At 68.4% G+C, this 23,861-nt stretch carries 23 protein-coding genes and 1 pseudogene; 11 read left to right on the top strand and 13 right to left on the bottom strand.

The genetic code is table 11. The features are described 5' to 3' along the window. Positions 1 to 89: 89 nt before the first annotated feature. On the top strand, positions 90 to 932 hold the full coding sequence (locus AC3WTE_RS08715; RefSeq protein ID WP_492436987.1) for a type IV toxin-antitoxin system AbiEi family antitoxin: 843 nt from the start codon (positions 90 to 92) through the stop codon (positions 930 to 932). A 74-nt stretch (positions 933 to 1,006) separates the two neighbouring features. Here the strand turns inward: AC3WTE_RS08715 and AC3WTE_RS08710 are convergent, their stop codons facing one another. From AC3WTE_RS08710 to AC3WTE_RS08700, 3 genes are read right to left on the bottom strand one after another with little or no spacing between them, the layout of a single operon-like run. Next, on the bottom strand, positions 1,007 to 1,903 hold the full coding sequence (locus tag AC3WTE_RS08710) for an alpha/beta fold hydrolase (RefSeq protein ID WP_492436985.1): 897 nt from the start codon (positions 1,901 to 1,903) through the stop codon (positions 1,007 to 1,009). A 40-nt stretch (positions 1,904 to 1,943) separates the two neighbouring features. Next, a complete protein-coding gene (locus AC3WTE_RS08705) occupies positions 1,944 to 3,149 on the bottom strand; it encodes a sensor histidine kinase (protein ID WP_492436984.1) in 1,206 nt (401 codons plus the stop codon). 1 nt (position 3,150) lies between these two features. Beyond that, positions 3,151 to 3,792: a response regulator gene (locus tag AC3WTE_RS08700; RefSeq protein WP_492436982.1), complete on the bottom strand. Its 642-nt coding sequence runs from the start codon at positions 3,790 to 3,792 to the stop codon at positions 3,151 to 3,153. A 206-nt stretch (positions 3,793 to 3,998) separates the two neighbouring features. On the opposite strand from AC3WTE_RS08700, the gene AC3WTE_RS08695 reads away from it, so the two are divergent. The 3 genes from AC3WTE_RS08695 to AC3WTE_RS08685 all read left to right on the top strand — a co-directional run bounded on the left by AC3WTE_RS08695 (position 3,999) and on the right by AC3WTE_RS08685 (position 6,405). Further along, positions 3,999 to 4,238, top strand: coding sequence for a hypothetical protein (locus AC3WTE_RS08695; RefSeq protein WP_492436981.1), 240 nt, complete (start codon positions 3,999 to 4,001; stop codon positions 4,236 to 4,238). 140 nt (positions 4,239 to 4,378) lie between these two features. Further along, positions 4,379 to 5,596 (top strand): acyl-CoA dehydrogenase family protein, encoded by a 1,218-nt coding sequence (locus AC3WTE_RS08690; protein ID WP_492437340.1) that lies wholly within the window; start codon positions 4,379 to 4,381, stop codon positions 5,594 to 5,596. Beyond that, the gene (locus tag AC3WTE_RS08685) at positions 5,596 to 6,405 is read left to right on the top strand and encodes a tyrosine-protein phosphatase (protein WP_492436979.1); all 810 of its coding nucleotides are present in this window, start codon (positions 5,596 to 5,598) and stop codon (positions 6,403 to 6,405) included. The genes AC3WTE_RS08690 and AC3WTE_RS08685 overlap by 1 nt, the downstream gene beginning before the upstream one ends. Before the next feature lie 15 nt (positions 6,406 to 6,420). On the opposite strand, the gene AC3WTE_RS08680 is transcribed toward AC3WTE_RS08685, so the two are convergent. From AC3WTE_RS08680 to AC3WTE_RS08650, 7 genes are all read right to left on the bottom strand, one after another. Then, positions 6,421 to 6,960 (bottom strand): YceI family protein, encoded by a 540-nt coding sequence (locus tag AC3WTE_RS08680; RefSeq protein ID WP_492436977.1) that lies wholly within the window; start codon positions 6,958 to 6,960, stop codon positions 6,421 to 6,423. After that, positions 6,957 to 7,442 carry a DUF456 domain-containing protein gene (locus AC3WTE_RS08675; protein ID WP_492436975.1) on the bottom strand — a complete coding sequence of 162 codons (486 nt, stop codon included), beginning with the start codon at positions 7,440 to 7,442 and terminating at the stop codon, positions 6,957 to 6,959. Before AC3WTE_RS08675 ends, AC3WTE_RS08680 begins: the two co-directional genes overlap by 4 nt. Before the next feature lie 2 nt (positions 7,443 to 7,444). Further along, entirely contained in the window at positions 7,445 to 8,416 is a 972-nt protein-coding gene (locus AC3WTE_RS08670; protein WP_492436974.1) for an NADPH:quinone oxidoreductase family protein, read from the bottom strand. Between the two features lie 3 nt (positions 8,417 to 8,419). Further along, positions 8,420 to 9,283 carry an SDR family oxidoreductase gene (locus tag AC3WTE_RS08665; RefSeq protein ID WP_492436972.1) on the bottom strand — a complete coding sequence of 288 codons (864 nt, stop codon included), beginning with the start codon at positions 9,281 to 9,283 and terminating at the stop codon, positions 8,420 to 8,422. A gap of 112 nt (positions 9,284 to 9,395) precedes the next feature. Then, the gene (locus tag AC3WTE_RS08660; protein WP_492436970.1) at positions 9,396 to 10,796 is read right to left on the bottom strand and encodes an aldehyde dehydrogenase family protein; all 1,401 of its coding nucleotides are present in this window, start codon (positions 10,794 to 10,796) and stop codon (positions 9,396 to 9,398) included. Positions 10,797 to 10,876: 80 nt separating this feature from the next. Continuing rightward, complete coding sequence (locus tag AC3WTE_RS08655; RefSeq protein WP_492436968.1) at positions 10,877 to 11,809, bottom strand: class I SAM-dependent methyltransferase; 933 nt, start codon at positions 11,807 to 11,809, stop codon at positions 10,877 to 10,879. Between the two features lie 27 nt (positions 11,810 to 11,836). Next, a complete protein-coding gene (locus tag AC3WTE_RS08650; protein ID WP_492436966.1) occupies positions 11,837 to 12,472 on the bottom strand; it encodes a TetR/AcrR family transcriptional regulator in 636 nt (211 codons plus the stop codon). A 244-nt stretch (positions 12,473 to 12,716) separates the two neighbouring features. Between AC3WTE_RS08650 and AC3WTE_RS08645 the strand changes: the two genes are divergently transcribed. Then, positions 12,717 to 14,903, top strand: a complete 2,187-nt coding sequence (locus tag AC3WTE_RS08645; RefSeq protein ID WP_492437339.1) for an FUSC family protein — start codon at positions 12,717 to 12,719, stop codon at positions 14,901 to 14,903. Here the strand turns inward: AC3WTE_RS08645 and AC3WTE_RS08640 are convergent, their stop codons facing one another. Both AC3WTE_RS08640 and ptsP read right to left on the bottom strand, forming a co-directional pair. Next, positions 14,904 to 15,908 carry a pirin family protein gene (locus AC3WTE_RS08640; RefSeq protein ID WP_492436965.1) on the bottom strand — a complete coding sequence of 335 codons (1,005 nt, stop codon included), beginning with the start codon at positions 15,906 to 15,908 and terminating at the stop codon, positions 14,904 to 14,906. A 53-nt stretch (positions 15,909 to 15,961) separates the two neighbouring features. Next, entirely contained in the window at positions 15,962 to 17,689 is a 1,728-nt protein-coding gene (ptsP, locus tag AC3WTE_RS08635) for a phosphoenolpyruvate--protein phosphotransferase (RefSeq protein ID WP_492436964.1), read from the bottom strand. A gap of 102 nt (positions 17,690 to 17,791) precedes the next feature. Between ptsP and AC3WTE_RS08630 the strand changes: the two genes are divergently transcribed. From AC3WTE_RS08630 to AC3WTE_RS08615, 4 genes are read left to right on the top strand one after another with little or no spacing between them, the layout of a single operon-like run. Next, positions 17,792 to 18,571 (top strand): DeoR/GlpR family DNA-binding transcription regulator, encoded by a 780-nt coding sequence (locus AC3WTE_RS08630; protein WP_492436963.1) that lies wholly within the window; start codon positions 17,792 to 17,794, stop codon positions 18,569 to 18,571. Beyond that, positions 18,568 to 19,545 (top strand): 1-phosphofructokinase, encoded by a 978-nt coding sequence (gene pfkB / locus AC3WTE_RS08625; protein WP_492436962.1) that lies wholly within the window; start codon positions 18,568 to 18,570, stop codon positions 19,543 to 19,545. The genes AC3WTE_RS08630 and pfkB overlap by 4 nt, the downstream gene beginning before the upstream one ends. A gap of 25 nt (positions 19,546 to 19,570) precedes the next feature. Then, positions 19,571 to 21,586 (top strand): PTS fructose transporter subunit IIABC, encoded by a 2,016-nt coding sequence (locus AC3WTE_RS08620; protein ID WP_492436961.1) that lies wholly within the window; start codon positions 19,571 to 19,573, stop codon positions 21,584 to 21,586. Between the two features lie 44 nt (positions 21,587 to 21,630). Further along, positions 21,631 to 21,888, top strand: a complete 258-nt coding sequence (locus AC3WTE_RS08615; protein ID WP_155900347.1) for an HPr family phosphocarrier protein — start codon at positions 21,631 to 21,633, stop codon at positions 21,886 to 21,888. An 88-nt stretch (positions 21,889 to 21,976) separates the two neighbouring features. Here the strand turns inward: AC3WTE_RS08615 and AC3WTE_RS08610 are convergent. Further along, positions 21,977 to 22,114, bottom strand: a pseudogene (locus AC3WTE_RS08610) (ESX secretion-associated protein EspG); the annotation flags it as partial. A 168-nt stretch (positions 22,115 to 22,282) separates the two neighbouring features. Here AC3WTE_RS08610 and AC3WTE_RS08605 point away from each other — a divergent pair. After that, positions 22,283 to 22,681, top strand: a complete 399-nt coding sequence (locus tag AC3WTE_RS08605; RefSeq protein ID WP_492436959.1) for a hypothetical protein — start codon at positions 22,283 to 22,285, stop codon at positions 22,679 to 22,681. Beyond that, positions 22,674 to 23,861 carry a MinD/ParA family ATP-binding protein gene (locus AC3WTE_RS08600; protein WP_492436957.1) on the top strand — a complete coding sequence of 396 codons (1,188 nt, stop codon included), beginning with the start codon at positions 22,674 to 22,676 and terminating at the stop codon, positions 23,859 to 23,861. Before AC3WTE_RS08605 ends, AC3WTE_RS08600 begins: the two co-directional genes overlap by 8 nt.

Genomic DNA, 23,861 nt, shown 5'->3' with positions numbered 1-23,861 from the left:
GCACGCCGGCGACGGCGTGTCGCGCGCAGAACGTCAGTGTCGCGAGCACGCATGGAACCGGACGCCGACCCTAGCCGTCGTACCAGGGCATGGGGGAAGTGTTCCGTGCCCGCGACGCGCTCTCTGCGGGCTTCCTCAGCCGGCGGGAGCTCGCGAGGCACTACCAGCCAATCCAGCGTGGTGTGTATCTGCCAGCCGGAGTAGAGCCGACATTGGCGGACCGCCTTGCCGCGGTCTCTTTGGCGGCACCCGCTGCCGTGATCGGTGGAGTCGCGGCCTCCGCCCTACACGGCGCAAAGTGGGTCGATCCGGACCTCCCCATCGAGGTGATCACGACTGGGCGCGCCCAACGCGGACTGGTCGTGCGCCGCGACGCCCTTGCGCCAGACGAGATGACCACCGTGGCAGGTACTCGTGTCACCACGCTCGCGCGGACGGCATACGACCTGGCCCGACAACTGCCTCGAAATGACGCCATCGCTCGTCTGGATGCGCTCATGGCCGCACAGCCGTTCAGCATCGAGGACGTCCAGTTGCTCGCGAAGCGGCATGCGGGTGCACGCGGGCTCCGTCGACTCCGGGCCGCGCTCCCGCTGATCGACGGCGGTGCCGCCTCACCGAGGGAGACCCGCCTGCGGCTACTCCTTGTCGACGCCGGCCTACCGCAGCCCGACACGCAGATCGTCGTGGTTGACGAGCGTGGCCGATTCGTGCGCAGGCTCGATATGGGGTGGGACCGATACCTGGTCGCCGCCGAGTACGACGGGGACCAGCACCGTACCGATCGTGCCCAGTACATAAAGGATCTTCGGACTGGCCCGAAGCTGGATGCGTTGGGCTGGAAAGTGATTCGCGTTGTCAAGGAAGACCGTTCGGACGACATCGTGCACGCCGTGCGCAGTGCGTTGCGGGAGCGGGGTTGGCAACCTTGACTCACGCCCGAGATCGACGTTGCGCACAACGCACCCGGCGTGTCGCGCGCAGAACGTCAGTGTCGCGGACGCTATCAGCGGACGAAATCGGTTATCGCCGCGAGGAATTGGTCAGGCTTCTCGACCATGGGGCTGTGCCCCGAACCGGCGATGAGGTGTGGCGGCAAGCCCGCCGCGGTATAGCGCGCGACATTTGGCGCTGTCGGGGTCAAGACGTCCTTGTCACCCCAGAGCACCAGCACGGGTTTACCCAGCCCCTTCAGCGTCTCGGCGACGGGGCGGCCGGCTTCCTTGGAGTCGCACACGCCTGCGTAGGTCAGCTGCTTCAAGGAGCGGTACGCCAACGGCGGGACGGGATAGTCGGCGGCGAAGCCGGTCTGCAGCGAGCTCTCACTGATCGCGTCGACGTCCCGGAAGCGGTCCAGTGCGGGTCCGATGACGGGCCAGCACAGCATCCTGCCGAGCAGTGGCATCGCGACCAGGTCCTCCCCCGCGGGCGTATCGGAAACTGCCACGCGCTCAACCATTTCCGGGTACTTGGTGGCGAACTCGGCAGCCACCTTGCCGCCCATGGAATGCCCCACCAGTTCGGCATGCCGGACACCCAACGCCTCCAGTGCGCGGTGGACGGCCTCGGCCTGGCCGTCGGCGTGGTACGGCGCCGCATCGGTCGGTGCCTCAGAACCACCGTGGCCGACGAGGTCGACGGCGATCACGCGCTGACGGGCGGCCAGCGCCGGGGCGACTTTATCCCACCATTCGATGGAGGCCGAATACCCGTGCAGCAGCACGATTGCCCGATCGCCTGGTGGCCCGTACTCGCGGACATTGAGGTCGGGGCCGTCGAGTTTCAGGACGTGGCCGCCGGCGAAGGGCTCCGCAGCCCGGCTGGTGTGTGCGACGACCACTGCGTTCACGGCCAACGCCACCGCCGCCGCGACGAGCAGGCCCACCAGGATGCGCAGTTTCATGGCGTGACGCTACCGCCGCGACCCCTCCGCCAGCGATGAATCATCTCCGAACTGGGGGCGATTGCTCGCGCTCAGGGGGCGAGGTGACCGTGACGCGGGTACCGCCATCGGCGGAGTCGACGACCATCGAACCACCCATCGCTTCCAACCGCGCCAGCAGCGAGCCCAGTCCGACGTGCCCGTCGGCCACGTACCGGGCCACCACGGCCGGATCGAAGCCGACGCCGTCATCGGACACCGTCAGGACGACGCGATCGCCGATACGACCCAGCCGCACCCACACCGACGTGGCTTGCGCATGCTTGCCGATGTTGGTGAGCAGCTCGCGGGCCGCCCGGTACAGCAGTTGCTGCGAATCGGGCTTGCCGACGTCCTCGAGGTCGGCCCGCACGTCCACCCGGTAGCGAGACTCGGACTGCCGCAACAGTTCCCGCATAGCCGGCGTGAGGCCGAGCTGGGCGAGCACCTGCGGGTGCAGTTCGGTGACCGTCGAGCGCAGTGCCGCCGCGGTGTCTTCCAGCGCCGCGTACACCGCGTCGAGTTCCGGGCCGGGCGTGCGTTCCCGGATTTCATCCAGCTGCAGACGGGCCGCCAGCAGGGTCTGCAACGGGCCGTCGTGCAGCCCGTCGGCCACTTCCCGGTTGTGCCGCTCGTCGGACTGCATGGCCTCGGACACGAGTTGGCGCCGAACCTCCTGCAGGGCCTGCACGCGCTCCTGGCGTCGCACCAGGACAAAGCACAACACCGTGGTGGCGACGGCGAGCCAGATCAGGAACCCGAAGTGGGTGTAGACCATGTTCGGCAAGCCCATGCGGTCGTCGTGCTTGGAATAGAAGATCCACACCGCCAGATAGCCCGTGGCCGTCAAGGTGCCGATCGCCGCGGTCATCACGGGCCGGTCCTGGAACGCGACCGAGATCGGTAACAGGAAGAACACCGGCAGCAAGGCCGCGGTCGCGCCGCCGGACACCAGGCACAGCGCGAGGATCACCACCAGGTCGATGCCGGTGGACGCCCAGTCCGCCCACCTCGGCACCGGGCCGCGCAGCACTGCCACCAGCCAGATCACCGCCGCGATTGCGTACAGCCCCAGGATCGCCGCGTACACCTCCGGCAGCCAGTGGTCGACCTCCCAGATCCACACCAGGACGCCGATCAGCGCGATCAGCGGCAGCCGCAGCCCTGCGGATATCCGCACCGGCTCGGCGGCCAGGTACTCGCCGATCCTGCGGAGTGTCGGGCTCACGTCAGTCCAGCAGCTTCCGACGCATCGCCTCGGCCACGGCCGCCGCGCGGTCCCCGACTCCGAGCTTCTCGTACAGCCGCTGCACATGGGTCTTCACCGTCGACGGCGCCAGGTACAGCTCCTTGGCCATGGCCGGGATGGTCGCGCCCTTGGCGATCAGCTGCAGCACCTCGCGTTCGCGCGGACTGAGCGCCGGGGCATCGGGCTCGGCCCGGCGCCGGATCTCACCGGCCAGCCCGGCGGCCAGGCTGGGTGCGACGACGTCGCGGCCCTTCGCGCATTCGAGGATCGCGTTGACGAGCTCACTGCGGGTCGACTCTTTCGGCAGGAAACCGGCCGCGCCGTCCTGCAGGGCCCGGTACACGATCTCGGCCTCGTCGTGGGCGGACAGCAGCAGTACCCGGGTCGGCAGTCCGTCGCGGCGCACCGCCGCCGCCACCTCGGCGCCGTCCATGCCGGGCATGCGGTAGTCCAGCAGGGCGACCTGAGGCTTGTGTGTACGGATCGCCGCCAGCGCCGACGTCCCGTCGTCCGCTTCGGCCAGCACCTCGATGGAGCCACTCGCCGTCAGCGCACGGACGACGCCGTCGCGAAACATCGGGTGGTCGTCGCCCACCACCACGCGAACCCGTTCGTCGGTCATGCCGCCAGCGTCGCACGGCGACCAGCGAAAAGTAACGCCGATCGCGAATTGACGGCCACGTGTCCCCCGATCAGGGGACACGTGAATCCTCCGGGAACTGGGCCGATTACCCGATACCGGCAGAGGTCGCGTCGGGGCACTCTTGAGTCATCACCGGAACACACCGGGGCAACACACCAAAAGCATACTCACACAGGAGAATTCAGATGAGCAGCACCGCCCGCACCTTCGGCTTCTCGATCATCGCCGCCGGCATCCTGGGGGGCTCGGCACTCGGCCTGGCCGGCGCCGCCGGTGCCACCACTCTCGGACCGGACGTCCGTCCGCCGCACATCGTCGCCACCCCGTCGATCACCGCGCCGCCGGCCGGCACGCCGCTGCCGGGCGTGCTGTGGCACCGCGGCATCTACCGCGTGGCCACCCTGATGCCCGGCCAGGTCCGCTGACCGACCCAAAGCCCGGATTCCCTCCCCGAAGTCGTCGCGGGGAGGGAATCCGTCGTCGCGCACGGCACTGGCCGCTGCGTCACCGACCGCCCGTCACATCGTTAGACAAGTGGCATATCGTGGCGGTCATGGACTTCGCGTTGTCGGCAAAAGCGCAGGATTACCAGCACAGGCTCACCGAGTTCATGACCGAGCTCGTGCTCCCCGCCGAGGCCGCTTACCACGCTTATCGCGAGGAGAAGGGCCCGAAGGACCACACAGTGCCGCCGGTGGTCGAGGAGCTCAAGATCGAGGCGCGCAAACGTGGCCTGTGGAATCTGTTCCTGCCCTCGGAGTCCGGGCTGACCAACCTGGAGTACGCCCCGCTGGCCGAGATTTCCGGTTGGAGCATGGAGATCGCCCCCGAGGCCATCAACTGCGCGGCGCCGGACACGGGCAACATGGAGACGCTGCACCTATTCGCCAACGAGCAGCAGCGCAAGCAGTGGCTCGAACCCCTCCTGAATGGTGAAATCCGCAGCGCCTTCGCCATGACTGAGCCGGCCGTGGCGTCCTCGGATGCCCGCAACATCGAGACGACGATGCTGCGCGACGGCGGCGACTACGTCATCAACGGCCGCAAGTGGTGGATCACCGGGGCTGCCGACCCGCGCTGCAAGATCCTGATCGTCATGGGCCGCACCAATCCCGATGCGGCGTCGCACGCCCAGCAGTCGATGATCCTGGTGCCCGCTGATACCCCCGGTGTGGATATTCAGCGGTCGCTGCCGGTGTTCGGCTGGCAGGACCAGCACGGGCACTGCGAGATCGTCTTCGACAACGTCCGCGTCCCGGCGGAGAACCTGCTGCACGAAGAAGGCTCCGGTTTCGCCATCGCGCAGGCCCGGCTGGGGCCGGGCCGCATCCACCATTGCATGCGCGCCCTCGGTGCCGCCGAGCGTGCCCTGGCCCTGATGATCGACCGGGTGTCCACGCGCGTGGCATTCGGCAAGCCGCTGGCCGAGCAGGGCGTGGTGCGTGAGTCGATTGCCAAGTCGCGCAACGCGATAGATCAAGCCAGGCTCTTATGTGAGAAGGCCGCCTGGACCATCGACCAGCAGGGCAACAAAGCCGCGCATGTGCTGGTGTCGCAGATCAAGTCGGTGGCCCCGCAGGTCGCTTGCGACGTGATCGATCGCGCCATCCAGGTGCACGGCGCCGCCGGAATCTGCGATGACGTGCCGCTGGCCCGGCTCTACGCCTGGCACCGGGCGATGCGGTTGTTCGACGGGCCTGACGAGGTGCACATGCGCACCATCGCCCGCGCCGAACTCGGCCGAGAGAAGTCGGCACTGGCGGCCGCGGCGTTGGGTCGCTGATGCGATCGACTGGCTTGGAACTCGCCGGCGCCTGGAACTTCCGCGATGTCGCCGAGGAGACGGGCATCGCTCCCGGCCGGTTGTTCCGCTCCAGCGAGCTGAGCGGACTGGCCGAAGACGGCCGTAAAGCGTTGCAGCACTACGGCATCACCGATGTCGCCGACCTTCGGTCGCTACACGAGGTCGAGCGCCGCGGCCCCGGCCAGGTACCCGACGGCGTCGCTGTCCATCTGCTGCCGTTCCACGAGTTGGCCGCCGCCGGAACCGACGGCGGTGAGGCGCCGCACGAGAACGCCTTCGAGAAGATGATGACGACGAAGCCCGACGACGAGGACGTCGCCGCGGCCGCCGGTCGCTTCATGGTCGAGGAGTACCGCCGCTTCCCCACCCTGCCGGGCGCGCATCTCGCAATACGCCAGGTGATTTCGATGCTCGCCGACTCCCGCCCGGTGATCGCGCACTGTTTCGCCGGCAAGGATCGCACCGGGTTCACGGTTGCGACGGTGCTGGGTGCCGTCGGGGTGGAGCGCGACGCGATCCTCACCGATTTCCTGCGCAGCAACGACGCGGTGCCGCAGCTGCGGGAGGGCATCCTGGAGACCATCCGCACCCGGGCCGGGCAGACGGCCGAGGTCGTCACGTTCGCCGAGGCCCGGCTCACCGAAGAGGTGCTCGGCGTCCGCGAGGAGTACCTGGACGCAGCGCTCGGGGTCGTGGCGGCCGACTACGGTTCGCAGGCGAATTACCTTGCCGCCATTGGCGTTACCGATGAGCAGCTGGCGCGGTTGCGGAGTGTCTTGCGTGGCTAGTAGCTGCACGGACAACTAAGTGCGCGCAGTGAGTGCCACCCGAACCTCGTCTGCCACTTTCATCGCGCCCATCAACATCGAATACTGCTTGATGCGATGGTCGCTGTGCCGTACCACCGCCTCACCGGTGATCCGCAGGTCCGCGCCGTCCTGCACCACCTGAACGACAACGGTCTGCTCGTGGCTCTGGCCGCTGAGGTCCAGGGTCCCGATGAGCTGCCACGAGTCGCCGCTGCGTTCGATCGATGACGAGCGGAACTTCGCCTGCGGAAAGCGCTTGGCCTGCAACGTTTTCAGCGCATTGATACGGATCAACGTCTTCTCTGCGCCAGACAACGGCGTCATGCCGCCCTCGCCCGTCAGCACGTCCAGAGAGTTCAGTTCGACGGTCACCGTGGCCGCGGTCGGTTCGTCCCCGTCCACATCCACCGTCGCCGACCATGATCGCATCGCGATGGTCAACCGGTGTCCCATCCGGGCCGCGGTGCCGGTGACGCCGGTGTGCAGAAGTAGCTCGCCGGCCGACGAGTCCAGAGTCCGTTTTCCTGCAGTCAACTACCCACCACCAATCCTGTCACCCATACCCCCGCAGCCAGCAGCGCGGCGGTGAACTCCACTCCCATCGCCAGGGCGACGCCCTTGATGGCGTGCTTGGTCGACGTCCACGCCCGGGTCGTGTCCCGCAGCGCCGAGTACTCGCACAGGTATACCCCCAGCACGAAGCCAAGGGCGAGCCCCAGCACCGGGATCACGAAAAAGCCGATGACACCCAGGATTCCACCGACGACGAGGCTGCGGGCGGACACCTCGGCCCGACGCATCCGGCGCATCGGCCAGAGGTACTTGATGATCTCACCCGCCAGGAACAACGCCGCCGCGACGCCGAGCACCACCCAGGACGTCGCGGCGTGGACGGCTATCGCCCACACCGCGATCGCCAGGAACACGAGGAGCCCGCCGGGTAGCACCGGCACCAGGATGCCGACCAGACCGATCGCGATGACCAGCGCGACGAGCACCGTTCCCAAGGTGTTCACGATCAGGGTTCCAGGACAGCCTTGCCGTGAATCTTCCCGTCGGCCAACGCTTGCAGGGCGGCTGCACCGTCGGACAAGGGAAAGCGCATGGGCTCCGGCGGCCGCAGACCGGCCTCGACCAGCTTCGCCAGTCCAGCGCCGACCTCCACGGCCGAACCGGGCACCTGGCGGATGAACTCGCCGTACCCGACGCCCACCACGCTGATGTTGCGCAGCAACAGGCGGTTCACCTTCACCGACGGAATACCTTGTCCGGCAGCGAAACCCAGGACAAGCAACCGGCCTTCGGGAGCCAGCACCCGAATCGCATCATCGAAGGCGTCGCCGCCGACCGGGTCGACCACCAGGTCCGCTCCCCGACCGTCGGTGGCCACCAGTGCGGCGTCGCGCCACGCGTCGGTCAACGGCAGCACCACGTCGGCGCCGACGGAAGCCACGAAATCCGTCGCCTCGACGCGGTGCACCATGGCAATCACCTTGGCGCCCATGGCCTTTGCGATCTGGATGGCCGCCACTCCGATGCCGCCGGCCGAGCCGAGCACCAACACCGTCTCCCCCGCCCGCAGTCCGCCGCGGCGGGCCAGCGCGAAGTACATGGTGTAGTAGTTGCCCAGCAGGCAGACAGCAGCCGCATCATCGAGACCGTCGGGCGTCGGGATCACCGAGTCCGGCAGCGCCAGCGCCCGCTGCGCATAGCCGCCCATCATGGTGAACGCCGAAACCCGCTGACCGGCAACGAAACCGGAGCCATCGGGCGCCGACCGGACGGTACCGGCCACCTCCATACCCGGGGTGAACCCCGGCGGCAGCTTCAGCTGGTACTCGCCACGGAGCAGCAGCAGGTCGGGAAAGCAGATGCCGGCCGCGCCGACATCGATGACGACCGCATTGCCCGAAGGATCCGCGACGTCATCGATATCGGTGTAGGCAAGGCCCGAAGGGCCCGTCAGCGACTGCGCGACAAGCGCTTTCACCTATCAGCCGAGCGCGAACGACGCGACCTTGGCGGCCGAGAGGTCGGTGATCTCGCCCCACTTGGCGGCGATGTCGTCCACTGACGGCACGTCGCCGAAGGTGATGCCCTCGTTCTGGAACAGCGCGGTGCGCTGCACCTTGCCGCCGCCGACGATGAAGATCGAATCGGTGTCGGGCAGTTCCTCGGTCATCAGGTAGGCCACCACCGGTGCGACGTACTCCGGCGACAGCTTCGCGAAGACCTCAGGCGGCACGATGTCCTGCGTCATGCGGGTCGCGGCAATCGGCGCGATGGCATTCAGCTTGATGTTGTACTTGGCGCCTTCCTGGGCCAGCGTGTTGATCAGACCGACCAGACCCAGCTTGGCCGCGCCGTAGTTGGCCTGGCCGAAGTTGCCGAACAGACCGCTGGTGGAGGTGGCGACGACAACACGGCCGAAGCTCTGCTCGCGGAAGTGCGGCCACGCGGCGCGGATCACGTTGTACCCGCCGTACAGGTGCACCTTGAGCACGATGTCCCACTGCTCGGTGGTCATCTTGTGGAAGGTGCCGTCACGCAGGATGCCCGCGTTGGACACCACGCCGTCGATCTTTCCGAACGCCTCGAGGGCCGTCTTGACGATGTTCTCGCCACCCTCGGGCTCGGCGACGCTGTCGTAGTTGGCGACAGCGCGGCCGCCGGCGGCCTTGATCTCCTCGACGACCTGGTCGGCCATGTTGTGGCCGGCACCGGTGCCATCGCGCGCGCCGCCGAGGTCGTTGACCACGACGCAGGCGCCTTCGCGGGCCAGCGTCAGCGCGTATTCACGGCCCAGGCCGCCACCGGCACCAGTGACGACAATGACGCGATCCTGCACTCCGGGCATGGGTTTCCTCTCGTGGAAGGGCAACGGGACAGCCCACCGGAGTGGGCACCCCTTTGTGTATACGGCGGCCGATCAGCCGCCGCATCGTCGGGTCGGTCTAGCGTCGAACGGCCTAGAAGAACTTGCGCGCGATCTTCCACGCCCGGTCGGTGTACGGCGGGTAGATGAGCTGTCCGAGGTCGGGCCGAGTCGGCTTGGTCATCACCGACTTGGCGTGGCTGAACTCCAGGAAGCCGTACCGGCCGTGGTAGGCGCCCATGCCGGAGGGGCCGACGCCGCCGAACGGCAGACGAGCCGTCGACACCTGGAAGATCAGGTGGTTGACCAGCATGCCGCCGGCCGGCACCTCGCGGATGAAGCGCTCACGGATGGCTTTGGCCTTGGTGAACAGGTAGGCGGCCAGCGGCTTGGGCCGGGCGTTGACGAACGCGATGGCGTCGTCGAGCGAGTCGACGGTGATCACCGGCAGGATGGGCCCGAAAATCTCGTCGGTCATCACCGGCGCGTCCAGCGGCGGGTCGACCACCACGGTCGGCTGCATGGTGAGCCGGGCCGGGTTGGTGCCGCCGCCGGTGACGACGTCCCCGCCCGTGCCGAGATAGCTGCTGAGCCGGTTGAACTGCCGCTCACTGACGATCGGCAGGCCGTCGGGGTCATCGGCGGTGAAGGCCACGATGGCATCGCGAATCTTGGTGACCAGCTCATCGCGGATGGGCTTCTCCGCCACCACATAGTCCGGTGCGACGCAGATCTGGCCAGAGTTGACCACCTTGGCGAAGGCGATGCGCTTGGCGGCGACGTCGATGTCCGCGTCGGCGGCGACGATCACGGGGCTCTTGCCGCCGAGTTCGAGCGTCACCGGCGTCAGGTGCTGCGCGGCCGCCGCCATGATCTTCTTGCCGATCTCGGTACCGCCGGTGAACATGATGCGGTCCAGGCCCTGCGCGATCAGTTCCTGGCTGACCATGCCGTCGCCCTCCACCACGGTGACGGCGTCGGTGTCCAGGTACTTCTCCACCAGCTCGGCCATCAGCCGCGACGAGGCCGGGGCGAACTCAGATGGCTTGAGTACCACGGTGTTTCCCGCGGCGAGCGCGCCGACCAGCGGCCCGAGCGTGAGGTAGAACGGGAAGTTCCAGGCGCCGATGATCAGCACCGTGCCGTAGGGCTCGTACTCCACCCAGCCGCGGCCGGGCAGCTGCGAGCGCTCCAGCAGACGGTAGCGACGTTTCGCCCACTTGTGCAGGTTCTTGGCCGCGTCCTTGGCCTCGGCGATGGTGCCGACGCTGTCCGCGAGCCACGCCTCGAAGGGCTTGCGGCCCAGATCGGCCTCGAGCGCCTTGGCGATGGCGGTCTCGTTCTCTTCCATGGCCTGGGCCAGTGCGAGCAACTGACGCTTGCGCCACTGCAGGTCACGGGTGCGCCCGGTGGCGTAGGTCTTGCGAAGACCGGCCACGACAGCCGGGATGTCAGCAGCCGTTCGGCCGACAGATACAGCTGATTCAAGGGTCATGAGTACGTCCTTACGTGAGCCAGGCAACACCGGAATCCTAACCAACCAGCCGGTTGGTTTGAAGAGTCAACCGCTCAGGGTCAGCTCTTACATGCGGTCACGAAGGTGGAAAACGCCTTGTCATCAGCGGTATCGACCTGCACCCAGCGGTTCAAGCGGCGCATCTCGTCCTGCGAGGTGACCGAGGTGGACGACCAGCCGTGCGCGTCGAGCCACTCGGCGACGTCGGACCGCTCGGGGTCCTCGTACATCAGGTCCTGCACGTTGATGGTCTGGCCGATGCCGAACTGCCCGGCGAGCTTGTCGAACCGGTCCCGCATCCGCTGCCGGCGTTCGGCGGCGTGCTCGCCGACCGTCTCGACCGAGATGCGGCTACCCGGCGCACTCAACGCGGTGATGTTCTCGAAGAGGCGGTCCTGCGCGTCGGCCGGCAGGTACATCAGCAGCCCTTCCGCCAGCCAGGCGGTCGGTGCCGACTCATCAAAACCCGCGTCCCGCAACGCTTTCGGCCAGTCGTTGCGCAGATCGATCGGCAGTTGGTGCAGCGCCGCGGCGGGCGTCGCGCCATGCGCCCTCAAGGTCTGGTCCTTGTACTCCAGCACCTTGGGTTGGTCGATCTCGAAAACCGTGGTGCCGGCCGGCCAGTTCAGTCGGTAGGCACGGGAGTCCAGCCCGGACGCCAGTATCACCACCTGGCGGATGCCGGCCATGGCGGCGTCGGCGAAGTACGCGTCGAAGAAATGCGTGCGCACCGCCTGGTAGTTGCCCATGTGCTCGAGCACCGCCGCGACCTCGGGATCAGCGTCGGCCATCCTGTCGTTGAAGTCGGAGTCGAGGATCGTCTCCCACACTCCGGTGCCGGCGCCGGCGACCAGGATCTTCGCGAACGGATCACGGATCAACGCGTCGTCGCGTTCGGTTTCCCCGGCCCGCGCGGCAGCCACCATCACCGCCGTCGCGCCAACACTGCTTGCGATATCCCAGGTGTCGTCGCCGGAGCGTTCGCTGCCCATGTTCTAGATGTACCAGCTGCCGCCGGTCTATTCAGTAACCTGCCACAGCTTGTTGGCGAGCAATAGTTCGAGCCGCTCGATGACGGCCGTCAGCTCCTGGTGACTGCCGACATACCCGGCATAGAAGCCCATCCCCCACATCACGGCGATCAGCATCTCCACCACGGTGGCCACCTCGGTGTCCACGGCCAGTTCACCGCGTGCGATGGCGTCGGTCACGGCCCACGTCACGAACTCACGGGAGGCGACGAGCGCGTCGTGCTCCTCCTGGCGCAATTCGGGATGTCGCTGCGCTTCGAGGATCGAGGTCACCAGAAATGCGGCAGCCGAACGGTCCTCGGAGTCAGCTTGGATGGCGGCGATGAAGAATGAGGACAGCCGCCGGATGAAGGTGGTCTCCTCCTCGGCCCGGCGACGGCCGGCGGCAACCACCATGGCGTTGGTCTGATCGAGGACCTCGCCGTAGAGCACCCGCTTGTTCGCGAAGTAATGATTGATCGCTGGGCGCGTCAGATCCGCGCGGATGGCGATGGCTTGGAATGTTGCTGCGTCATAACCGAGTTCACTGAAAACCTCGCGTGCGGCGCGCAGGATGCGCTCACGGGTTTCGGCCGCCTTCGCCGCTGGAGGGCGACCCGGACCTCGGGTGGCGATGTACGGCATCGTCAAATTGTGCCATAGATCTCGGCCCGGCCCTGCTCGTATGTGAAGCACGGCGCCCGGAATGGCTTCGTCCAGCAAACTTGCAACCCTGCCAACGATCGATTGCTGCACCGAGCGAGGTTCATGGCCGTGGCCCGGCCCCGATCCGTAGCCCGGCCAGGAACGACCCTCGATCACCGGTGACGGCAACCGGCCGAGCCCGGCACACATCAGTTGCCGGCGCGCGACCGTGTCAGCCAAATTAATGTTGGGCGCCATGGCGGGCGTGGTGTCGCGAGAGTCGCTGGCGGTGCGCTGGCAGCAGCTGCTCGCGCGGCCGCGAGACGGCGACCCCGAACACGACGCCCTGCGCCGAGCCACCCGCGCCGGTCTGGTGCTGCCACTCGTCGCCGTCATCGGATTGGCGGTCGGAACCGCCGTCGGCAGCACGGCGCAGACGACCATGTTCGCGATCTTCGGCGCGGTCGCACTGCTGGTCGTGGTCGATTTTCCCGGCAACCGCGCGGCGCGGGCCGTGGCCTACGCCGGGCTCGGTTTCAACGGCACGGTACTGATCACCCTGGGCACGCTGCTGTCCCCGCACCCGTGGCTGGCGGTGCCGGCGATGTTCGCCGTCGGGGTGCTGGTGACGTTCTCCGGCGTCCTCAGTGAAATCATCGCCGCTGGTCAGCGCGCCACGCTGATGACGTTCGTGCTGCCGGTGTGTACTCCGGTAGGCCCTGTCCCGGACCGGCTGCTCGGCTGGGCCGTCGCCTGGACCATTGCCGTACCGGCAGCACTGTTCCTGCTGCCGCCGACTCATCACGACGACCTGCGCAAGCACGCTGCACAGGTATGCCGGCTGCTGGCGGCCCGGCTCGAGGGGTCCGCGACAGCTCAGGAGCTCTCGGATGCGATGGAGGTGCTGGGTGACAACTTCCTCGGCGCCGACTTCCGTCCGGTCGGGCTGACCGCGGGTAGCCGCGCCCTGGTCCGGGTGGTGGACGACCTGCGCTGGCTGTGCGACCGCGCCACCGACGCCACCGGTTCGCTGCTGGCCGAGACCCGCGGCCCGGCCATCCGAGTACTGAACGACTGTGCCCGGGTGCTCAGCACCCCGCGGGCCGAGGGCCGCGACCGCTACCGCGCCGACCTGGCCGAGGCCCTGACCGAACATCGGGCGGCGACCCGCGGGCGCTATCGCGAGGACATCGAACTGATCCGCGCCGAACCCGATGATCTGCTGGCCGTCGCGACGGGGCGAAAATTGTTGCGGCTGAGGACATTCTCTGCCTGCGTCGGGGCGACGGGCCGGGTCATCGGGTTCGCCGCCGATGCCGACGCCCGCCCGGTCTGGGCCCGCGTACTGGGTCGACGACTGCCGTCCTCCGGGAACCTCGACCGGGTGTTGTCCGAATCCCAGGCCATGTCGGCCATCCCGTCGGGATTCGTCGCGACGCGAGCGGTGGTGGTGCAGAACAGCCTTCGCACCGGAATCGGGCTTGCCGTGGCGGTGGCCGTCGTCCACGTGTTTCCGCTCCAGCACGGATTCTGGATCGCCATGGCATCACTGTCGGTACTGCGCCGCAGCGCGCTGACCACCGGGACCCGCGTGGTGCGCGCCGTCGGCGGCACCGCGATCGGATTTCTCCTCGGCACCGTGGTGATCCACCTGATCGGGGCGAACCCTGTGCTGCTGTGGTTCGTCCTGCCGATCGTGGCGTTCGGTTCTGCGTATGTGCCCGATGTGTTTTCGTTCGTGGCGGGCCAGGCGATGTTCACCATGCTGGTGCTCACCATCTACAACCTGATCAGCCCGGCCGGCTGGCGCGTCGGACTGATCAGGTTCGAGAATGTCCTGGTCGGCGCTGCGGTGGGCGTCGTCGTTTCGCTGCTGCTGTGGCCGCGAGGATCCGCGGCCGTCGTCCAGCGCACGCTGGATTCGGCGCGGACCGCGGGCACGCGCTATCTGACCGCGGCAGTACGTCGGGTGACCCGCGGCGCCTCCGAGGCCGCCACCGACCGGGTGCATGCCCTGAGTTATGACGCCCTGACAGCCTCCCGGACCGTGGATGACGCTGTGCGCCACTTCCTTTCGGAGAGCAGCGGAGCCACGGAGTTGCGGGCGCCGGTGGTCCGGGCCGCCAATCAGACGGTCCGGTTGCGGGCGGCGGCCGACCTCATCGCTGACGTCGTGCCGCCGCCGCTGACCCCCTATCGCGCCGCCCGCGCGGTACTCGAGCAGCACACCGCGGCTATCTGCGCCCGAATCTCGGGTACCGAAGACCGGAACACCGCAGAGCTGGCCCCCATCAGTGACGACTTCGTCCTGGCCCTGCGCGCCGAGGCCGAGGGCGGAGCCTTGTCGGTCGAGGCCGCACTGCCGCTGGTGACCGTCGCCGCCAGCCTCGGCGAGCTGGAGCTGCTGTACCCGGACGCATCGCCGGCGTGATCAGCGCCCGGGCCGGTGCGGCTTCAGTGCATCCGGCGGGATCGTGCCCAACTTGCCGGACTGGAAGTCCTCGAACGCCTCGATGAGCTCCGACTTGGAGTTCATGACGAACGGCCCGTAGTGGAACACCGGTTCACGGATCGGCTGGCCGCCGAGCAACAGCACCTCGAGCGCGGGCCGGTTCGAGTCCTGCCCCTCGTCAGCAGCGACGGTGATCCGGTCCCCCGGGCCGAGCACCGCGAGCTGGCCCTGGTGGATGGGGTGTCCGACAGGTCCGACGGTGCCGCGTCCGGACAGGATGTAGACCAGCGCGTTGAACTTGCGGTTCCACGGCAGGTCAAGTCGCGCGCCGGGGGCGATTGTCGCGTGCGCCATGGTGATCGGCGTGTGCGTGCCGCCCGGGCCCCGGAGCCGCTCCGGCGGCGACATCCCATCGCGGTCTGCGTCCATCTCACCGGCGATGACGCGCACCAGCGCGCCGCCGTCGTCGGACGACAACAGGGTGACGTCGGCGCCCTCGATGGCCTGGTACCGGGGCGCCGCGAACTTGTCTTTCTTGGGCAGGTTCACCCACAGCTGCAGGCCGTGGAACAGTCCGCCACTCTCGACGAGTTCGGCCGGTGGCGTCTCGATGTGCAGGATTCCCGAGCCCGCGGTCATCCACTGCGTGGCGCCGTCGGTGATCAGCCCGCCGCCACCATGCGAATCCTGGTGCGCGAAGCGGCCGTCGATCATGTAGGTCACCGTCTCGAACCCGCGGTGCGGGTGCCAGTCGGTGCCTTTCGGTTCGCCCGGCTCGTACTCGACCTCACCCATTTGGTCCAGGTGGACGAACGGGTCGAGATCCGCCGGGCTGACCCCGGCGAAGGCACGGACCACCGGGAATCCTTCGCCCTCGTAGCCACGGGGGCCGGTCGTGATGGACCGCACCGGGCGTTCTGTATCGCTCGGCGCAGCGGGGGCAATACGCGGCAAGCTGATCGTGTCAGCGGTGATAGCGGGCATGCCACCTATAACCGGACTACGGTCCGATTAATTCCTGATCACGACGGTGCTGGTCAGCGCGCCGCCAGGGCGGCAATGGCCGCGCTACGCGCCAGGTCCGACGACTCGGCCGCCAGGGCGGCGTCCGCCGCGGACCGGCATTGGTCGAGCGTCACCCCGGCCAGCGCGGCGCCGACCGCCCGCACCGCGGCAGCCGCCGTCGACAACGACGTGACGCCCAAACCGACCAGCACGCACGCCAGCGCCGGGTCGGCCGCCGCCTCGCCACACACCCCGACCGGCTTGCCCTGATCCGCGCCGGCCCGCGCCGCCGAATGCACCAGCGCCAGCACCGCCGGTTGCCACGGATCGCTCAGTGTCGCCAGGTCGGCCGACATCCGGTCAGCGGCCATCGTGTACTGCGTCAGATCGTTGGTGCCGATCGACAGGAAGTCGACGTGCCGCAGTATCCGATCGGCCAGCAGCGCGGCGGCGGGCACCTCGATCATCACGCCGGGCTTCAAACCGAAGGACCGAACCTGCGCCGCAAAGGCTTTCGCTTCCGCCGGCGTCGCGATCATGGGTGCCATCACCCACGGGCGCTGGCCCGTCGCCGCGGCCGCATCGGCGATCGCCTGGAGCTGGCGTGTCAGCAGGTCCGGGTTTCCCTGGGCGATCCGGATGCCGCGGACCCCGAGCGCCGGATTGGCCTCATCGGGATGCCCGGCGAATCGCAGCGGCTTGTCCGAGCCCGCATCCAGGGTGCGCACGACCACCTTGCGCTCCGGGAACGCCGCCAGCACCTCGCCGTAGATCTGCGCCTGCTCGGCGACGCTCGGTTCGAGATCTCGGTTCAGGAAGCACAATTCGGTCCGGAAGAGGCCGATGCCCTCCGCCGGGGTACCGGCTGCGGCGTCCGCGGCGGCGCCGTCCTGCACATTGGCGAGCACGGCCACCCGGTGTCCGTCGGCGGTGACCCCCGGGCCCTGCCAGCTGTCGGCGAGATCGGCTTCACGGCGTGCGTGCGCCACCGCTTCGGCGGCCGCACCCGCGTCGGGCTCGACCGTCACGGTGCCGCGAGTGCCGTCCACCAGCACCATCGTTCCCGGCTGCACCTGCGCGAGACCCTGGACTGCGACCACGCACGGGATGCCCAATTGACGGGCGATGATCGCGGTGTGGCTGGTCGGCCCACCCAGGCTGGTCACCAACGCGACCACCAGCCGCGGGTCCAGCCCCGCGGTGTCGGCGGGCGCCAGATCCTCGGCACACAGCACCGACGGCACGTCCGGCACCGGAACCCCGGGCTCAGGGAGTCCGCGCAGTTCGGCGATCACCCGATCCCGGATATCCCGGAGATCGGCAACTCGCTCGGCCATCAGTCCGCCCATTCGGGTGAACATCTCCACGAACTGGTCCGCCGTCGCCATCACTGCCCGCACCGCGGACAGGCCGCCTGCGATCCGCTTTTCCGTGGCCGCCGCCCAGGCCCGGTCCTGCGCCAGGGTCGCTGTCGTCGCCAGGACCTCCGCAGCGGCTCCGGTGGCGCGCGCAGCCCGGTTCCGAAGGCGCTCCGCAACCGTCATCGAGGCCACCGCGAAGCGCTCCCGCTCCCCCGCGCGTTCCGGTTCTCCCAGTTCAATCACGTTGTCATCGGCCTCAGGCGCAGGCCGCGCCCCCGGCCACAGCACGGGCGCGTACCGCACTCCCCCGACGGCGGGCACCCCGCGCAACACAACGGGAAGGCCGCTGGTTTCGACGTCGACCGTCAGCGGCGACGGGCTCACAGATGTCGCGTTCATGTGATCCAGGTTACTCAAAACCGTTGACAAGTCAACATATCCAAGCGTAAAACAAACAATACAAAGATTGATTCGGATGCGTTCCCACAAGCCTGGAGGGTCATGTACGCGGAAGAGCGGCAGCAAGCCATCGCCGCGCGAGTCCTCGCCGACGGCCGGGCCTCGGTCAACGAACTGGCCGAGGCCTACGACGTCACCACCGAAACCGTGCGTCGCGACCTCGACGTCCTGGACAAGGCCGGCGTTGTCCGCCGCGTGCACGGAGGAGCGGTACCCGCCCGGACGCTCCACCTGGTGGAGCAGGGCGTGGTCCAGCGCGACTCCACCCAGACCCAGCAGAAGGCCGCGATTGCCGCCGCTGCGACTGCGCTGCTACCCGCCGCCGGCGGGACGGTGCTGATCGACGCCGGCACCACGACCGCGCGCATCGCCGAACTCATCCCCGCCGACCGCGACCTCGTGATCATCACGAACTCGATCCCCGCGGCGTCGAAGCTGACGTCCAACCCGACGGTCACCCTGCAGCTACTGGGCGGCCGGGTCCGGAGCCTGACCCAGGCGGTGGTGGGGGAGCAGGCCCTGCGGACGCTGGACTCCCTGCGCGTCGACGTCGCCTTCGTCGGCACCAACGGCATCAGCGTCCGGCACGGCTTCTCCACCCCGGACAGCGACGAGGCCGCCATCAAGCGCGCCATGGTCCAGTGCGCCAACCATGTTGTGGTGACGGCAGATTCGAGCAAGTTCGGCCACGAAGCCCTGATCAGTTTCGCGCCGCTGTCGGCGGTGCGAACCGTCGTCACCGACAACGACATCCGCGACCATGCGCGCCGGCAGCTCGTCGACGCCGGCATCGAGGTCATCTGCGCCGAGGCCCGCTCATGATCGTCACCGTCACCCTCAACCCGAGCCTGGACCGCACCCTCACCGTCGACGAACCGCTGACCAGGGGAGCCGTGCACCGGCTGACCCCCATCTCCACCGAACCGGGAGGCAAGGGCGTCAACGTATCTCGCGCGCTGACGCAGAACGGCATCGACACTGTCGCGCTGCTGCCGGCCGCCGATCACGACCCGATCCTGGCGGGGCTGCGGACCCACGGGGTGCCGTTTCACAACATCGATATCCACGGCACCGTGCGCAGCAATCTGACCATCACCGAAAATGACGGCACCACAACCAAACTCAACGAGCCCGGGGCCCACCTGGCGGACGCCGACCTGGCGGCACTGACCGCCGCCGTCTGCGACCACGCCACCCGGGCCACCTGGGTGGTGCTGTCCGGCTCACTCCCGCCGGGGGTGCCTGATGATTGGTACGCCGACGTCGTGGCCCGGCTCGCGGTGCTACCCTGCCGCGTCGCGGTGGACACCTCCGAACGTCCACTGACGGCGCTGGCCGAAGGCTTCTCCATCGCGGCGCCGGATCTGATCAAGCCCAACTCCGAGGAACTGGCGTGGCTGACCGGGCGCTCCGCCCCGGAACTGGAAGAGGCTGCCGCCCAGGGCAATCCACTGCCCGTGGTCTCCGCGGCGCAACAACTCGTCGCCCGTGGGGCCGGCACCGTGCTCGTGACCCTCGGCGGCGCAGGCGCGGTCCTGGTCGACCACGACGGGACCTGGGCTGCCACCGCGCCATCGATCGTCCCGCGCAGCACTGTCGGCGCGGGTGACGCGTCGCTCGCGGGCTATCTCGCCGCGACCATCGCCGGTGCGTCACCGGCCGAACGGCTCCAGACGGCCGTCGCCTACGGCAGCGCGGCTGCCTCGTTGCCGGGTTCTGCGCTGCCCCACCCAGAGCAGATCAACGTGAAAGCCGTTCGGGTACAGGCTGTCACGTCTGTATCCGCACCCCTCTGATCCCGTCCTATTCAAAGGAACTTCCATGCCGATCATCACCTCGGATCTGGTCGCACTCGACGTCGACGCCGGTCCCGACAAGCAGAACGTGATCGAACTGCTGGCCGCCCGGATGGCCGCAACGGGCCGTGCCACCAACGGAGATGGACTCGTGGAGGCCGCGCTGGCACGCGAATCCCAGTCCGCCACCGGACTTCCCGGCGGCATCGCGATCCCGCATTGCCGGTCGCCCCATGTCGACGAGCCGACCATCGGCTTCGCCCGTCTGGCGCCCGCCGTCCCGTTCGGCGCCCCCGACGGGCCCGCCGACCTCGCGTTCCTGATCGCGGCACCCGAATCCGGTGGCACCGAGCACATGAAGCTGCTGTCCAGCCTGGCGCGGGCCCTCGTGCGCAAGGACTTCGTCGAACAGTTGCGTGCCGCGGGCACTGCCGATGAAGTGGTCGCGCTCGTCGAAGACGTCGTCGGCCCGGTACCCGCATCTCCGGCTCCGGCTCCGGCAGCCTCGGCCCCCACTGCCGAACCCACGCCGACAACCGCCATCATCGCAATCACCGCCTGTCCCACCGGTATTGCCCACACCTACATGGCCGCCGACGCACTGAAACTCGCCGCGGACCGCGCTGGGGTGACCTTCAATGTCGAAACCCAGGGGTCGTCCGGTTCCACCCCGCTGTCGGCGGAGACCATCGCTGCGGCTGATGCCGTCATCTTCGCCACCGACGTCGGGGTCAAGGACAAGGCGCGGTTCGCCGGCAAGCCCGTCATCGCCTCCGGCGTGAAGCGAGCCATCAACGAACCTGACACCATGATCGCCGAAGCCGTTGCCGCGGCCAAGGATCCGCAAGCCGCCCGTGTGCAAGGGGAGACCACGGCCCCTGCCCCCACCGACACCCGCGGCGGGTTGGGCTGGGGCACGCGACTGCGCCAGATCCTGCTGACCGGTGTCAGCTACATGATCCCGTTCGTGGCGGCGGGCGGCCTGCTGATCGCGCTGGGCTTCCTGTTCGCGGGCTACGAGATTGCCAACAAGCCGGCCGGACAATCGGATTCACTCGCGCACATCATCGCGACCACCAACTCGCTGACCAACCTGCCCGCCGGTGGACTGATGCAGTACCTCGGTGCGGTGCTGTTCACTCTGGGTGGGCTGGCCTTCGGATTCCTCGTGCCGGCGCTCGCGGGGTACATCTCGTTCGCCATCGCCGACCGGCCCGGCATCGCACCGGGATTCACGGCAGGCGCGGTGGCCGTCACCGTCGGCGGCGGGTTCATCGGCGGCATCGTCGGCGGTCTGATCGCCGGGTTCGCCGCCCTGTGGATCGGCTCTTTCAAAGTGCCGCGGTGGTTCCGCGGCCTCATGCCCGTGGTGGTGATCCCACTCGGCGCCTCGCTGATCGTCGGCCTGTCCATGTTCCTGTTGCTGGGCCGCCCACTGGCCGCCGTCACCGCAGGCCTGACCCACTGGCTCGGCAGCATGTCCGGCAGCTCACTGATCCTGCTGGGCGTCATCCTCGGCTTGATGATGTGCTTCGACCTGGGCGGCCCGGTCAACAAGGCGGCCTACGCCTTCGCCGCGGCGGGCCTGAACATGAGTGATGCCGCGTCACTGCGGATCATGGCTGCTGTCATGGCTGCTGGGATGGTGCCGCCGCTGGCCATGGCGCTGGCCTCGACCGTCCGGCCCCGGCTGTTCACCGAACCCGAGCGCGAAAACGGCCGTGCCGCTTGGCTTCTCGGTGCTTGCTTCATCACCGAAGGTGCCATTCCGTTCGCCGCGGCCGACCCGCTGCGGGTCATCCCGTCGATGATGTTCGGTGGCGCCGTCACCGGCGCTCTGGTGATGACATTCGACGTGACCTCCAAGGCTCCGCACGGCGGCATCTTCGTCTTCTTCGCCATCGACCACCTCATCTGGTTCGTGGTGGCCGTCCTCGTCGGGGCCGTCTGCAGCGCCCTGGCAGTCATCGCCGCCAAGAGCGCCGGTAGGGCGCTCCCCGCGGTCGACACCACCGAGGCTCTGCAGCCGGCAGGCCGCTGAACGACTCCCGACCAACAACCAACCCCACCCCAGAAGGAGAAACCATGCCCAGCAAGACCGTCACCGTCGGATCCGCCATTGGCCTGCACGCCCGGCCGGCCGCCGTCATCTCCGAAGCCGTCGTCAACTCGGGTGCACAAGTGACCCTGGCGGTCGACGACGGTGAACCCGTGGACGCGGGTTCGGCGCTCATGATCATGACGCTCGGGGCCGGCAACGGAGCCCAGGTGACCGTGGCATCCGACGACGAGACCGCCCTCGCCGTGGTCGCTGACCTGGTGGCGCAGGACCTCGACGCCTGATGCGCATCGTTCGGGGTCACTCCCGGCAGGCACAGAAAGCGCACAGAGCCCCCACTACGCACCACTAGTATGAATTCGTGCTACATGCGTATACGATGTCCCGCAGGTCCAACTGGGGGATGTTCGGCCGGATGCCGAGGCTCGTCGGGAAATCCATGAGACCGAGCTTGTCGGCGATGACCAGCATGCCGTCGATGGTGACCTCGACGGCCACCACGTCATCGATGCCACCCGAGGCGGTGCTCGCCGCGGTATAAGGGCCGGTCACGACCACTGCCCCGACGGCATCGTCGACCCAGACGACCCGGCATCACGCCCGGTGCATGTGTCCACCCACTGCATCTCGGCTCCACCCCCTGTTCCCGCCGCCAGGCGCCGGGCATCGCTGTCCTCCGTGACCATCTTGGTACGCCACCTCACGGGCGGCAGGCCGATGGCCAAACTCCTACGCGAGTCACGGCATCTGACCTGCACGGGCGGCCCCACACCACCCCCACAGCGCTTCCCCACAACCCGCATCGAGCCTACCAGCGGGTCGCGGCCGGATCCGCACCAATTCGCCGACGGCGCCCACCGGCCCAACACACGCGCGCTGCGCCGAAATACACTGGCGGACAAGCACATCGACGCAACCCCGCACGTTAATGCCGAACCGGCCACCGAACGGGTGCCGGCGCAATTCGGCCCGGTGATCCCGCCGCCGGCGCCGGTGTGGTCGATACTGGGGTGGCATCCGCGTCTTGGCACCTGCGTCGAGCGAACCGAGGAGAGAAAGCGCGTATTCGGTGACTGACCACTTCGAACCGCAGCCGGGCCCCCCGGACAGCGCTTTTGCCGGACATCCCGTGGACACGCCACCGGCCTGGCCACGCGTGAATCCGGCCGGGCCCAACAGTGCGGGCATGCAGCACACCGAACCGCTGCAACGCCGGACCGGCTACCCACCGCAGCCCGGCCCCATTCCACCCGGGCCGGCGCCGTATCAGCCGTGGCCGCACGGTCCACAGGGTCAGTTCGCGGCACCGGTGTCGTACGCCGACGCCATCCGCCGGGACGACCTGCTGCGGCCCCGCAAGCCCGAGCCCGGTCGCGGCTGGCGCAAGACGCTCTTCAAAGCGACGTTCGGCCTGGTCAACCTCGGTCCGTCACCCGACGAGATCCAGGAGGCCCAGCGGATCAACCGGATTCGATCGACTCTGTCGGGCCACTACAAGGTCGGCGTCATGGGTAAGGGCGGCGTCGGCAAGACGACGGTGTCCGCCTCGCTCGGGTCGCTGTTCGCCGAACTCCGACAGGAAGACCGGGTGGTGGCCGTCGACGCCGATACCGCGTTCGGCAAGCTCGGCAGCCGGGTCGATCCGAAGGCGCTGAGCTCGTACTGGGAGCTGGCCTCGGACCAGCATCTCGAGAGTTTCGCCGACATCCGCAACCGCGTGGGCAGCAATGCAGCCGGGCTGTTCGTGCTGGCCGGTGAGGCGAGCCCGGCGCGGCGCCGGGTGCTCGATCCCGCCGTCTACCGGGAGGCGGCCTCCCGATTGGACCGCCACTTCACCATCTCGATCATCGATTGCAGCTCCACGATGGACAGTCCCGTCACTCAGGAGGTGCTGCGGGATCTGGACGCGCTCATCGTGGTGTCGTCCCCGTGGGTCGACGGCGCCGGGGCCGCCGGACAGACGCTGGATTGGCTGGCGACGCACGGCCTCAACGGCCTGCTGCAGCGAACCGTGGTGGTACTCAACGATTCCGACGGCCATGCCGACAAGCGCACCCGCTCGGTCCTGGCTCAGCAGTTCGCCGGGCAGGGTCAAGCCGTTGTCGAGGTTCCCTTCGACGGGCACCTGCGGCCGGGCGGCGTCATCGCCGGTACCCGCGAGATGGCGCCGGCTACGCGACGCAAGTTCATCGAGATCGCTGCCGCGCTGGCCGCGAACTTCCCAACCAGCGACGACCGGCACCGCGAGCGGTCCTGA

The sequence above is a fragment of the Mycobacterium sp. FW102-FHT13B02 genome (assembly GCF_058790275.1).
The sequence above is the reverse complement of the archived record's forward strand: the minus strand, read 5'-3'. Positions and strand labels throughout refer to the sequence as shown.